This window comes from Streptococcus sp. UBA632, assembly GCF_002300045.1.
In the GTDB taxonomy this organism is placed as follows: domain Bacteria; phylum Bacillota; class Bacilli; order Lactobacillales; family Streptococcaceae; genus Streptococcus; species Streptococcus alactolyticus.
Genome location: NZ_DBPA01000005.1, coordinates 1 through 12,364 on the forward strand (window position 1 = coordinate 1; position 12,364 = coordinate 12,364).

Here is a 12,364-nt window from a genome sequence, read left to right on the forward strand (position 1 = left end):
AATCATTCCTATTATAGCACAATCTTGAGTCTTGGAACAAAAAATTCAGCTGAAATCAGCTGAATTCCTTCCTATATCCAAGATTTAGAACAATTGAACTTTAACTTGATGCTGAACTAGCTGCACTTGACTCTTTTTCCTTGATATAATCAATAGCAATAACCAAAGAAATGACAAGGTCAGACAAAGAATCATCAGCAATTTCCACTCGATAAGTTGAAGGAAATTTAAACCATTCTTGATGAATCTTAGCCACCTCACGTCCTTGGTTAAGAAGGCTAAATGTCATATTCCAAATATCCCCAGCTACTTCTAAACCAAAATCAGAAATATCATACTTAGCTTTCAACAGTGAAAAACGTTTTTGAATCGTGATTTCCTTACCATCCGCAAAAGTCACCATAAATTTCTGGAAAGGAAAACTAAACTGCTGCTTAATATGACTGACAGTCTTTCTTTGTCCATCAAAAATAGTAAATTCCTTAAATAGTTTCAGAAAAGAACCTTGAACCTGATAAGCCAAACGACTATCCTCATCAAAGATGTCAAACTTGCCAGCTAGCGACCAGAATTTTTGGCTGATTTCAAATTTTCGCATAAACTTCTCCCAATTTACTCAAAACCCTAAAGGCATTTTTATGGCAAATCATTGCCCGCAGCCAAGTAGATTTCATACCATTCTTTTCGCGTTAACTGGATTTCTGCCGCCTTAGCTGCTTCAGCAACACGAGCTTTTTTGGTTGTTCCAATCACAGCTTGCATTTTTGCTGGATATCGCAACACCCAAGCAATAGCAACCGCTGACGGGCTGACATGATATTTTTCAGCCAAACGGTTTAAAACGTGATTTAACTCAGGGTATTTCTCAGAACCCAAGAAAACACCGCCAAAATAATCAAACTGAAGTACTGACCAAGCTTGAATCACCACATCATGCAAGCGACAATATTCAAAAATACTGCTGTCGCGAACAATCCCAGCCTCTTGTTTCATATTGACATGAAAACCAGCGTCAAAACTAGGGGTAAAGGCTGCACTCAGTTGCAATTGATTAGCCACCAAAGGTTGGTTAACATCTTTTTGAATCAATGCCATCATCATCGGATTTTGATTTGAGACACCAAAATCGATAACTTTTCCCTGTGACTTCAACAAATCAAAAGCTTCCGCAATTTCTGCAGGCTCCATAAGCGCATCTGGACGATGAAGTAACAAAGAATCAATGTAATCAACATTAAGACGCTCTAAAATGCCATCCACAGCTTCTAAAATATGCTCTTTTGAAAAATCAAAATAAGTAAATTCTTCCATGCGGATACCACATTTTGATTGAATCCACATCTTCTCACGCAAGTCAGGACGACGTTTCAACACCTCTCCTAAAATCTGTTCGCATTTTCCATGACCATAACAATCAGCAATATCAAAGGCATTAATTCCAACCTCCAGAGCAGACTCAATCAAGTCTTCAACTTGATCAACCGTCATTTCTGAAATGCGCATTAATCCCAAAACAACTTCTGAAACTTCCTTTTGGCGCTCGCCAAATTTGATATATCTCATTTTCTCTCCTTTTTCAAAATCAAACACCTAGAGTGTTACTTCACTGATGCGACCAGTATTCACATCATAAACAGCACCAGAAATCACAATATCATCAGGAATCAACGGCGACTCGCGCAGCTTTCTAACATCCTCACGGACACTTTCTTCAACATCAGAAAATGGCAGAAAATCTTTTCCATGAACTGACACACCTAAATCACGCTCTAACTGCGCTGCAAAAGCTTCATTTGTAAAACTTTGTGCCCCACAATCTGTGTGATGAAGAACTACAATTTCACGTGTCCCCAATTGTTGCTGAGAAATCACCAAAGAACGAATCACATCATCCGTCACGCGCCCACCTGCATTTCGCAAAATATGAGCATCACCAAGCGCCAAACCAAGTGCTTAAGCCACGTGCAAACGCGAATCCATACAGGTCACAATCGCAACCTGGGTTTTCGGTTTTTGTGGCAAATGCTCCGTTCCATGCAAATCCGCATAGGCTTGATTGGTTTTCAAAAAATTATCAAAATAAGACATCCAAATTCCTCCTTGGTCTGATGACGTCTAAAGTTTTTCTCATCTTATCATTTTTCGCCCCTCTTGTCGCCTAAAACGCTTTACATAAACGAAAAATCCAAGACGATTACCTTGGCTTTTCAAACTATGCAAAGACTTTTTTGAGCACATCACCGACCGTTGTCACGCCGATGACTTGGATAGTGTCTGGAATGTCAATTCCTGAAAGGGAATTTTTAGGAGCGTAAACCTTGGTAAATCCGAGTTTTGCGGCTTCATTGATCCGTTGCTCGATGCGTGTGACACGGCGAATTTCACCCGTCAAGCCAATCTCACCGATAAAGGCTTCTTGAGGATTGGTTGGTTGTTCCTTGTAACTTGAGGCAATCGCAACCGCGACCGCCAAATCAATAGCAGGCTCGTCCAACTTGACGCCACCAGCTGATTTAAGATAGGCATCTTGATTTTGCAAAAGCAGACCACAGCGTTTTTCCAGCACCGCCATAATCAAGCTCACACGGTTAAAATCAAGCCCTGTTGTCGTGCGTTTGGCATTGCCAAAAACAGTCGGTGTAACCAAGGCTTGCACTTCCGCCAAAATGGGACGGCTGCCTTCCATGGTGACCACGATAGCCGAACCAGTCGCTCCGTCCAAGCGTTCCTCGAGGAAAACTTGGCTTGGATTGAGTACCTCAACCAGACCGCCTGACTGCATTTCAAAAATGCCGATTTCATTGGTGGAACCAAAACGGTTTTTCACAGCCCGCAAAATACGGAAAGTATGGTGACGTTCCCCTTCAAAATACAAAACCGTATCCACCATATGCTCCAACATACGAGGACCGGCCAGCTGTCCTTCCTTAGTCACATGGCCCACGATAAAGGTGGCAATGTTGTTAGTCTTAGCCAATTGCATGAGTTCTGCTGTTACTTCACGCACCTGCGACACCGAGCCTTGCACCCCCGAAATATCAGGACTCATGATGGTTTGAATGGAATCAATCACCAAGAAATCAGGCTGAATCTGCTCAATCTGTGCGCGAATAGCCTGCATATTGGTTTCGGCGTAGAGGTAAAAGGCATTGTCACTATCGCCCAAACGCTCCGAACGCAATTTAATCTGCTCGGCAGATTCTTCCCCAGAAACGTAGAGCACAGTGCCTTTATCAGCCAATTGAATAGACACCTGCAACAGAAGCGTTGATTTTCCGATACCAGGGTCCCCACCAATCAGCACCAAACTTCCTGGCACGACACCACCACCAAGCACACGGTTAAACTCCTCCATCTCCGTCTTGGTTCTAGCATAATGAATCGAGCTCACGTCTTTTAGCTTGGTCGGTTTACTCTTTTCACCCGTCAAACTGACGCGCGCATTTTTAACCTCTTGGACTTCTACCTCTTCGACAAATGAGGTCCAAGCACCACAGTTGGGACAACGCCCCAAATATTTTGGAGAGTGATAGCCACACTCCTGACAAATAAACGTTGTTTTTTTCTTAGCGATAAGGCACACCCTCCTTCTCTTTTGACACGACAACTTATTTCCCAGTTGACCCAAAACCACCTGTACGCACGCCGTCTGCTTCATCACCGTCAGCAACCAAGAAAGGCATGAACACCCCTTGAACAATGCGTTCGCCAGCTTCAACCACAACAGGTTCATCAGTGATATTTTGCATTTGGGCAAAAATGTGACCTTCATTAGCAGGATTGCCATAATAATCCCCGTCAATGACCCCAACAGAGTTAATCAAAACCAAGCCTTTTTTACGTGGATTTGACGAACGGTCATAGAGGTAAAGCACTTCACCTGCCTGCATATAAGCCTTGACACCTGTTGGCACCAACTTGATTTCACCTGGGGCAATTTCTGTTGTCACGGCTGCTTTCAAATCATAACCCGCCGCATAGGCTGTTTCTCGTTTTGGCAATAAGTTGCTATCCGTAAATGACGAAACCAACTCAAACCCTCTCACTTTACTCATGTTATCATTCCTTTCTAAATTTCCTTGCCTTCATAGGTAAAACGAATGTGGGGAAAGCTTTTCTCGGCGTCTTTTCCTTCCATGAAAGCTTTGGCGTCCTTAGTTATTTGAGCAAAATCAATGCCTTGTTGCTTCGCCGCAAAAACACAGCCACAGTAGCATTGACGGTAGATATCATACTCATCGCACATTTCAACCGAACGACGGTAGCCATTATTTTTTTTGAAATCACTTGGCAAATACTTAGTAGCATAAACTTTTTGCACGTCAATGCCCACGCTATTGATGAGCTGCGAATTTTTATGCGGACTAATGGTCAAGGCACTGGCAAAATAGTCAAAACCAAGCTCCACAGCCATTTGAGCTGTTTTATCCAAACGGTAATCAAAGCAAACCTTGCAACGGTCGCCACCCTCAGGCTCTTCTTCCAAACCATGCACCTTTTGGAAATACTCTGAGGGCTCATAAGGTGCCTCGATAAATTGTACCTGATTGCCCGTTCTTTCGTTAAAATCCGACACAAATTGCTGAACAACGTAGGCCCTGCGATGGTATTCCACCTTAGGATGAATATTGGAATTGGCAAAATAAACCGTCAAATCTGCATACTGCGTCAAGTACTCCAAGGTATATGTCGAACACGGCGCACAACAAACGTGAACAAGAATGCGAGGTCGCACCTCTTCTTTCAGCCATTGTTTGGCCATTTGTTGCATGACACGGTCATAGTTGATTTTTTGATTGGGATTCATTTTAGATAAAATCTCTTCTAAATCAATCACAATTGTCTTCCTTTCCTCGTCATTTCTAAAAGTCCTTCCATTATACCATAACTCCCAGCACATGACAGACGGCCAACCTTTCCAAACAAGACTTAATCCCCCTCATTTTTCGAAAGCCGTTACAAATAATGAAGACAAACAAGGTTTTCTTGTGATATAATGGAAGTTGTAATCTTGCTCGTTTAAGAGAGGAGAAAAAATGGTAAGACAAAAAATTTCTGTCTTAGGGCCCGGTTCGTGGGGAACCGCTCTCGCCCAAGTATTAAACGATAATGGGCATGACGTTTGTCTCTGGGGAAATGTTCCCGAACAAATCGATGAAATCAACACGGAACATACTAATATACGTTACTTCAAAGACAAACATCTCTCAGAAAACATCAAGGCAACGCTTGATTTATCTGAAGCCCTAAAAGACGCGGATGCTGTCTTATTTGTCGTCCCCACAAAAGTCATGCGTCTTGTTGCAAAACAAGTCGCTGAGGTGCTTGACCATAAGGTCGTCGTGATGCACGCGTCAAAAGGCCTTGAGCCTGGAACACACGAACGCCTATCAACTGTTATTGAGGAAGAGATTCCAAAAGAACTACGTTCTGACATCGTGGTGGTTTCTGGACCAAGCCATGCCGAAGAAACCATTGTTCGTGACATCACTTTGATTACAGCTGCTTCTAAGAAAATGGAAACCGCCAAATACGTCCAAGAACTCTTCAGCAACAACTATTTCCGTCTTTACACCAATTCAGATGTGATCGGTGTTGAAACGGCAGGTGCCTTGAAAAATATCATCGCCGTTGGAGCTGGGATTTTGCACGGACTTGGTTATGGTGACAATGCCAAGGCCGCTGTTATCACACGTGGTCTAGCAGAAATCACACGTTTAGGGGTGAAAATGGGTGCCAACCCGTTAACCTACATCGGACTTTCTGGTGTGGGGGATCTCATCGTAACAGGAACCTCTGTTCATTCTCGTAACTGGCGCGCTGGTAATGCCCTAGGAAAAGGCGAAAAACTAGCTGATATCGAGAAAAACATGGGAATGGTTATCGAAGGGATATCAACTACCAAGGTTGCTTACGAATTGGCAAAAGAACTAGATGTCTATATGCCAATCACCAGTGCCATTTACAAGGTCATCTACGAAGGTTATGATGTCAAAGAATGTATCGTTGCCTTGATGTCTGGCGACTTCCGTTCAGAGGACGAATGGCACTAAACTCACATTTTTAATAAGTCATTGAATTGAAACAAAAGGAGACTCTCACATGAAAAAAGTTAAAAAGGCTGTCATTCCGGCTGCCGGTCTTGGAACACGTTTTTTGCCAGCTACTAAAGCATTAGCCAAAGAAATGTTACCAATCGTCGACAAACCAACCATCCAATTTATCGTTGAAGAAGCTTTGAAATCAGGTATCGAAGATATTTTGGTGGTAACTGGAAAACAAAAACGTTCTATCGAAGACCACTTTGATTCAAACTTTGAATTAGAGTACAACCTAGAACAAAAAGGAAAAACAGACCTTCTTAAACTAGTAAACGACACCACAGCAATCAACTTGCACTTCATCCGCCAAAGCCACCCACGTGGACTTGGAGATGCTGTGCTTCAAGCCAAAGCATTCGTTGGAAACGAACCTTTCGTGGTGATGCTCGGGGATGATTTGATGGATATCACAGATGATAAAGCTGTGCCATTGACTAAACAACTCATCAACGATTACGAACAAACACACGCTTCAACAATCGCTGTGATGTCTGTTCCTCATGATGAAGTGTCATCTTACGGTGTTATTGCACCTCACGGTAAAGGTGTCAATGGACTTTACAGTGTGGAAACTTTTGTTGAAAAACCAGCCCCTGAAGACGCACCAAGTGATTTAGCGATTATCGGTCGCTACCTCCTTACTCCAGAAATCTTCAATATCCTTGAAACACAAGAACCTGGAGCTGGTAACGAAATTCAATTGACAGATGCTATCGATACGCTTAACAAAACACAACGTGTTTTCGCTCGTCAATTCAATGGCAGCCGCTACGATGTCGGTGATAAATTTGGTTTTATGAAAACATCTATCGAATATGCCCTTCAACACCCTCAAGTCAAAGACAATATGAAACAATACTTGATTGATTTAGGGAAAGAATTAGAAGGTACAGCACCTAAACAAACAAAAGAAGACTAAAAAGCAGCCCCCTCAAGCTCAACTTGAGGGGGCTTTTTAGCGCCTTACAAGGCTAAAAAGACAAGTAAAACATTTAGAATAATATAGGCTGCTAGAGCTAGCCAGCGTTGCCACGGTTGAAATAACTTTTCATCAACCTGCGTTGGTAAAAAGACGGCACACAAGAGTCCTCCGACAATACCACCAATATGTCCGACAATACCAATACTTGGGCTAAACAGATTAAACAATAAGTTAATGGCAATCAAGATTTGGTAATTACGCCCAACTTCCTTTAAAAAAGGGTCTTTACCAAAATAGCCAACAACCATGGTCGCGGCAAAAACGCCAAATAAAGACGTCGAAGCCCCTGCTGCAATCACATTTGGCGTGAAGAAAAGGGTAAAGACGTTTCCAGCAATCCCAGATAAGACATACAAAGCCAGAAATTTATGATGTCCCCAAATCTGCTCGGCCAATTGTCCAACAAAATAAAGTGTCAATGCATTAAAAATAAAATGCTGCCAACCAATGTGAACAAAAATCGGAGTGACCAAGCGCCATAATTGGCTAGGGTCGTAGGCAACGTAAGCTCCGTACATTCCCCCAAAATTAAAAACAGCTGTTCCAGTGCTGGCATTTCCCAAATAAAGTACCTGCATGGCTAAAAAGACAAGAGTCGTCATGGCCAGTAATATCATGGTTACTGGGCTTTTTCGTAAGGCATCCCTCATCGACTAAAAACCTCCCTCACTGCAATGTCATAAGTATCTTCGTGAAAATCCTGTTCTTGAAAATGGTAAATGGTGCTGACCGTCTGTCCGTGATAATCTGATAAATAACGGTCGTAATAGCCCCCACCGTAACCAATACGAAAACCCGCACGGTTAAAGGCAACACCAGGAACATGAATCAAATCAATCTCTGACTTGTCCACAGCCTCATCACTACTTAGCGGTTCCCACAGACCAAAAGAAGTCTGCACCAGCGACTCTTTTTCATAAGGACAAAAGACCATGCGTCCCTGTGGATAAGTCTTAGGCACAAGAATACATTTACCATCTTTCTCAGCCTGACGGATCAGCAATTGCGTATCGTATTCAAAATCAAAAGCTAAATAAGTCGCAATAACCTTAGCGTCCTGATAAGCCTTAGAGGCGGTCAAATCTTCCAATAACTGGAGATCTCTCACCTGCTTTTCTTTCCGATCTTGCCCCTTTAAGGCTGCTAAAATCTGCTGTCGTACGTGTGATTTTTCCATGCTATTATCATACCATAAAACCTTTTTTCCTAATAACGAAAACTTTGGAAAGGCATGACAAAATCGACTATTTTAGCTTTTGGAAAGAAGATTTTTAATAGCTTTAAGGTTTCTTTAAGGTTTACCCGCTATAATAAGATTTATCCTAGATAGCGGTTCTCCCAAACCGCTGGGAATAGTCTCTTTAGAATTATTCCCCTTTCATAAATCTCCTGGGCATGATTGAAAAATCATGTCCTTCCCTTTTTGGCCACTGTTTTCCCCACAGTGGTTTTTTCATTTAAAACATAACAAAAGACGCAAAAACAAGGTTTTGCGTCTTTTTTATTTCTAATTGGCTCTTTCTTTTAAGAAACCTGAGATTTCACGAACGGCAAATGGTAGGGCATCCTCATTTGGGCTCATTTTAGGATGGTGAAGGGCATAAGGTGTACCTACCCCAAGCCAAAACATAACGCCAGGAATGTGATTTAAAAGGTAACCAAAATCCTCACCAGTCATGGCTGGCAAACAGTCAATCAAATTGACAGCTTCTTGAGCTTCAAAGAAAGCCATCAATTCACGCGCCAATTCAGGGTCATTTTCAACAGGAAGATAGCCTCCTTGTTTGAGTTCCACGTCGACTTCTATACCAAAACTGGCCGCAACACCTTGAGCAATTTCAGTTAAGCGTTTTTGAATGTGCAGGCTCATCTCCTGTGTCAACGTTCGAATAGTCCCATGCAGCTGTGCGGTTTCTGCAATGACATTATTGGTCGTGCCTGAATGGAAAGAACCAAAGGTCACCACCCCACCTTGAATAGGGTCAACATTGCGGCTCACAATCGTCTGCACCTGCGTCACAAAGTAAGACGCAGCAACCAAGGCATCGTTAGCTTCGTGAGGAAAAGCAGCGTGTCCGCCCTTGCCTTTAAAGGTTACCAAAACTTCACAAGTCCCTGCAAACAAGGTTGAGGTATTGGTCCCAATATCACCCACCTTAAAATCAGGTCGCACATGCAAGCCATAAAATTCATCTGGTTTCCAATCGCCAAAAGCATTGTCCTGATACATGAGCATGCCACCTGCTTCGTTTTCTTCGGCTGGTTGGAAGAGAAACAGAACATTATTTTTAGGCTGTTTTTGCACCAATTCATTGAGCAGACCAAGGGCAACCGTCATGTGGATATCGTGTCCACAAGCGTGCATGCGCCCTTCGTGCTGGCTCGCAAACGGCAACCCTGTTTCTTCAACAACAGGCAAAGCGTCAATATCTGTACGCCAACCAATTGTTTTTTCAGGGGCATATCCCTTGATAAAGACAAGAATACCTGTACGCCAAGTGCGTTGTTCTACAAAGTCTTTTCCAGCCGTTATCTCTGCAATCCGCTCCAAAAGATAGACTTGTGTTTTGAATTCTTCCAAACCAATTTCTGGAATTTGATGCAAATCGCGACGAATTTTCACTAAATCTAAAGTCATATCGCAAACTCCAAATGGGTTTTATAAATGACGTAGAGCGTCCTCTAGGGCTGTTTTTTGTTGAGTTTTCGCATCGATTTCTTTAATGATGCGAGCAGGGACACCTGCTACCACGACATTTTCAGGAACGTCTTTTGTAACAATAGCTCCCGCTGCAACGACCGAACCATTACCAACCTGAACCCCTTCAATCACAACGGCATTCGCTCCCACAAGAACGTTATCACCGATACGAACAGGTTCTGCTGAAGCTGGCTCAATCACGCCTGCAAGGACCGCACCCGCACCGATGTGGCTATTTTTCCCAACAATCGCGCGACCACCAAGAACCGCACCCATATCAATCATAGTGCCAGCACCGATTTCAGCACCGATATTAATCACAGCTCCCATCATCACCACCGCATTGTCCTCAATGGTTACTTGGTCACGAATAATCGCACCTGGCTCAATACGAGCATTGAGATGACGTTTATCCAGCAAAGGTACCGCAGAATTACGCCCATCTTGTTCCACCACATAATCCTTGTTTTCAGTCCGATTAGCCAAAAGTGGCTCAATATCTTTCCAATCCCCAAAAAGCACATTGCCAAGCTTGAGAACATTTTCTGGAACAGCCGCTGCCAACTCTCCCTCAAAAGTCACCTTCACATTTGTCTTTTTCTCCGCATTACCAATAAAAGCAATAATCTCTTGCGCCGTCATTTTTTGTGCAGTCATCTCTTTTTCTTCTCCCATCCAAAGTTAGTTAATTGTCTACTATTATACCAAATTTTCAGAAAATTTGGAAAGGAATTTGGTTATTTATTCACCCCAAATAATTTTTTCACTCAAAAAAAGACCTCCTTCAGGAAGTCTTTCAAACAAACTCAGTTACTTACTGGAGTGAAAATCAATTTTGCTGAATCTGCTGGTACTGCATCATCTGTATTATAAAAAGAGGTTGTGATAATTTCTCCTTCAGATAGTTTAACAGTAACGTCCATATTACCTGGATTTAAAGATTGACTTCGTTCATCACCAGATTCCTCATTATAAATTCCTATATTCCAACCCAAGTTTTCAAATTCAGTATCCATCGTCATGTTTGTGCTTAAAGTATATGTTCCAGCTGGAATATCTCTACCGACAACATAATTGCCAATTCCAATTTCATTTGATTGTGAAACATTCTCAACTGCTGTAAGTTTGATTTTAGAAATATTTGAAAAGTCTAAAGTGTCACCTTCAAATAATATAACTCTGATTACTGACGGAGAAGTTGTATCCCCACTGTCTGTCGAAGCACCAGTCCAGTTGATATATAGTCCAGAATACGTCTTACTTCTATCACCCATGATATTGCCATTGCCACCAGTAATCTCTAAATCATAGATTCCAGGCTTAATATCACCAGATTCCCCAACAGTAATTTTTCCAGTTATATATAACTCATCAGTAGAAACCGAAGAATCTGCCAATTTATTAATTTCTTCTAAGAAACTTGCTTCCTTGCTTGATTTAGTTTTAGAAGCAACTATATTTCCTGTTTTATCTGCACTTGATGAATTATCCATAGCAGAATCAATCGCTGCACCGTAGGCAGATTGAGTTATCAAAACAATGATAAATGCTAATATTGCAACAATAATTGAAACTAGTGATAAAACCTTTTTATTTTTTCTATTAATTATTACTGATATGACGCCTAGAATAAGAGCTACTAAAGCTCAAGCAGCTGAACCATTATTGATAAATGGCATCCAAGAAGTTAAAAGCGCTATTCCTCCTACAACAACCGCAATTATCGCAACAACTTTATGTTCATTATTTTTATTTTCCATATTTTATTTCCAACGTTCTAAATTCTTACAATTACTCTTGAAACTTTTTCAAACTAGCAAGGTATAGTGAACCACCAATAATAGCTAAAATTCCACCAACCCAGCCTAAAAATGGGATAATTGCCAAAGCTCCTCCAACAATCAGCAATACATTAGGTGCTGAACCAATACGGTCGTCATCTTTATAATATACAGAACCTACAATTCCAAGAACTAAAATAGCAATTTTAACAAATAAAGCCAAAGTGCTAGCTAGTGTCGTTGAAGTGATTGAAATTGCTGAACCACCATTGTAAGCAGTATCAAGTGTAGTCGCAACATCATTTAATGCGCTTGCTGTGATAATAAGGACCGCTATTAGCAGAAAAATTCCTCCGACAAGTCCTACAATCCCGTTAATTAAAGCTAATTTTTTTGTTTTCATAATCGTACTCCTGTAAGTTATAAATTACACCATAAAATATTAATCATTATTATCCTTGGTTTCTTGTAATTTTTTCCATTTTAAGAATTCTTGAAATTCTTGATAATCTTCCTCACCAATAAAGCTTGAATCCTCTACACTTTTAGTAGTTTTATCATCTTCCATTGTTGGGGAAATAAAATCAACAACATTATTCACAATGGAATTTTTAGTCTCTATTTTTTTCTTTTTAAATGTTTTTCCAGACTTTATTGCAGTATCAGCATTAATCTTATTGTTAAATACATTACCTAAAATAGCACCTAAACCAACCCATTTTCCTGCTTTAGTAAGTCCATCAATAATTTGTACTAAAACACCTACCATAAGCATTAGAAACATGAGACTATATAGCAT

At 41.3% G+C, this 12,364-nt stretch carries 14 protein-coding genes and 1 pseudogene; 2 read left to right on the plus strand and 13 right to left on the minus strand.

The features are described from left to right. Positions 1–100 precede the first annotated feature (100 nt). The 6 genes and pseudogenes from B3473_RS00210 to B3473_RS00235 form a co-directional block, all read right to left on the minus strand. Complete coding sequence (locus B3473_RS00210) at positions 101–598, minus strand: LURP-one-related/scramblase family protein (protein ID WP_168261161.1); 498 nt, start codon at positions 596–598, stop codon at positions 101–103. Between the two features lie 38 nt (positions 599–636). Further along, a complete protein-coding gene (locus B3473_RS00215) occupies positions 637–1,563 on the minus strand; it encodes an aldo/keto reductase (protein WP_204984651.1) in 927 nt (308 codons plus the stop codon). 27 nt (positions 1,564–1,590) lie between these two features. Next, positions 1,591–2,088, minus strand: a pseudogene (locus tag B3473_RS00220) (beta-class carbonic anhydrase). A gap of 124 nt (positions 2,089–2,212) precedes the next feature. Further along, on the minus strand, positions 2,213–3,574 hold the full coding sequence (gene radA, locus B3473_RS00225; protein ID WP_167829313.1) for a DNA repair protein RadA: 1,362 nt from the start codon (positions 3,572–3,574) through the stop codon (positions 2,213–2,215). Positions 3,575–3,608: 34 nt separating this feature from the next. Beyond that, entirely contained in the window at positions 3,609–4,055 is a 447-nt protein-coding gene (locus B3473_RS00230) for a dUTP diphosphatase (RefSeq protein ID WP_154455290.1), read from the minus strand. Between the two features lie 14 nt (positions 4,056–4,069). Continuing rightward, positions 4,070–4,837, minus strand: coding sequence for an epoxyqueuosine reductase QueH (locus tag B3473_RS00235; RefSeq protein ID WP_167829312.1), 768 nt, complete (start codon positions 4,835–4,837; stop codon positions 4,070–4,072). A 199-nt stretch (positions 4,838–5,036) separates the two neighbouring features. Between B3473_RS00235 and B3473_RS00240 the strand changes: the two genes are divergently transcribed. Next, on the plus strand, positions 5,037–6,053 hold the full coding sequence (locus tag B3473_RS00240; protein WP_154455292.1) for an NAD(P)H-dependent glycerol-3-phosphate dehydrogenase: 1,017 nt from the start codon (positions 5,037–5,039) through the stop codon (positions 6,051–6,053). A 49-nt stretch (positions 6,054–6,102) separates the two neighbouring features. After that, positions 6,103–7,020, plus strand: coding sequence for a UTP--glucose-1-phosphate uridylyltransferase GalU (galU, locus tag B3473_RS00245; protein WP_154455293.1), 918 nt, complete (start codon positions 6,103–6,105; stop codon positions 7,018–7,020). Positions 7,021–7,064: 44 nt separating this feature from the next. Here galU and B3473_RS00250 read toward each other — a convergent pair whose 3' ends face one another. From B3473_RS00250 to B3473_RS00280, 7 genes are all read right to left on the minus strand, one after another. Continuing rightward, positions 7,065–7,733, minus strand: coding sequence for a rhomboid family intramembrane serine protease (locus B3473_RS00250; protein ID WP_154455294.1), 669 nt, complete (start codon positions 7,731–7,733; stop codon positions 7,065–7,067). Next, positions 7,730–8,260, minus strand: a complete 531-nt coding sequence (locus tag B3473_RS00255; protein ID WP_154455295.1) for a 5-formyltetrahydrofolate cyclo-ligase — start codon at positions 8,258–8,260, stop codon at positions 7,730–7,732. Before B3473_RS00255 ends, B3473_RS00250 begins: the two co-directional genes overlap by 4 nt. A gap of 330 nt (positions 8,261–8,590) precedes the next feature. Next, positions 8,591–9,721, minus strand: a complete 1,131-nt coding sequence (locus B3473_RS00260) for an N-acetyldiaminopimelate deacetylase (protein ID WP_154455296.1) — start codon at positions 9,719–9,721, stop codon at positions 8,591–8,593. A 21-nt stretch (positions 9,722–9,742) separates the two neighbouring features. Beyond that, positions 9,743–10,441, minus strand: coding sequence for a 2,3,4,5-tetrahydropyridine-2,6-dicarboxylate N-acetyltransferase (dapD, locus tag B3473_RS00265; protein WP_154455297.1), 699 nt, complete (start codon positions 10,439–10,441; stop codon positions 9,743–9,745). 149 nt (positions 10,442–10,590) lie between these two features. Continuing rightward, entirely contained in the window at positions 10,591–11,277 is a 687-nt protein-coding gene (locus B3473_RS00270; protein WP_240892657.1) for a hypothetical protein, read from the minus strand. Positions 11,278–11,575: 298 nt separating this feature from the next. Beyond that, positions 11,576–11,968: a hypothetical protein gene (locus B3473_RS00275; protein WP_204984656.1), complete on the minus strand. Its 393-nt coding sequence runs from the start codon at positions 11,966–11,968 to the stop codon at positions 11,576–11,578. Between the two features lie 39 nt (positions 11,969–12,007). Further along, a partial coding sequence (locus B3473_RS00280; protein ID WP_293650748.1) for a transcriptional regulator occupies positions 12,008–12,364 on the minus strand: 357 nt, incomplete at its 5' end.

Excerpts from the sequence above, each read along its gene's own strand:
- galU (WP_154455293.1), top strand. The coding sequence starts at position 6,103 with ATGAAAAAAGTTAAAAAGGCTGTCATTCCGGCTGCCGGTCTTGGAACA.
- B3473_RS00260 (WP_154455296.1), bottom strand. The coding sequence starts at position 9,721 with ATGACTTTAGATTTAGTGAAAATTCGTCGCGATTTGCATCAAATTCCA.
- B3473_RS00230 (WP_154455290.1), bottom strand. The coding sequence starts at position 4,055 with ATGAGTAAAGTGAGAGGGTTTGAGTTGGTTTCGTCATTTACGGATAGC.
- B3473_RS00250 (WP_154455294.1), bottom strand. The coding sequence starts at position 7,733 with ATGAGGGATGCCTTACGAAAAAGCCCAGTAACCATGATATTACTGGCC.
- dapD (WP_154455297.1), bottom strand. The coding sequence starts at position 10,441 with ATGACTGCACAAAAAATGACGGCGCAAGAGATTATTGCTTTTATTGGT.
- B3473_RS00210 (WP_168261161.1), bottom strand. The coding sequence starts at position 598 with ATGCGAAAATTTGAAATCAGCCAAAAATTCTGGTCGCTAGCTGGCAAG.
- B3473_RS00240 (WP_154455292.1), top strand. The coding sequence starts at position 5,037 with ATGGTAAGACAAAAAATTTCTGTCTTAGGGCCCGGTTCGTGGGGAACC.
- B3473_RS00275 (WP_204984656.1), bottom strand. The coding sequence starts at position 11,968 with ATGAAAACAAAAAAATTAGCTTTAATTAACGGGATTGTAGGACTTGTC.
- B3473_RS00255 (WP_154455295.1), bottom strand. The coding sequence starts at position 8,260 with ATGGAAAAATCACACGTACGACAGCAGATTTTAGCAGCCTTAAAGGGG.
- B3473_RS00270 (WP_240892657.1), bottom strand. The coding sequence starts at position 11,277 with ATGGATAATTCATCAAGTGCAGATAAAACAGGAAATATAGTTGCTTCT.
- B3473_RS00215 (WP_204984651.1), bottom strand. The coding sequence starts at position 1,563 with ATGAGATATATCAAATTTGGCGAGCGCCAAAAGGAAGTTTCAGAAGTT.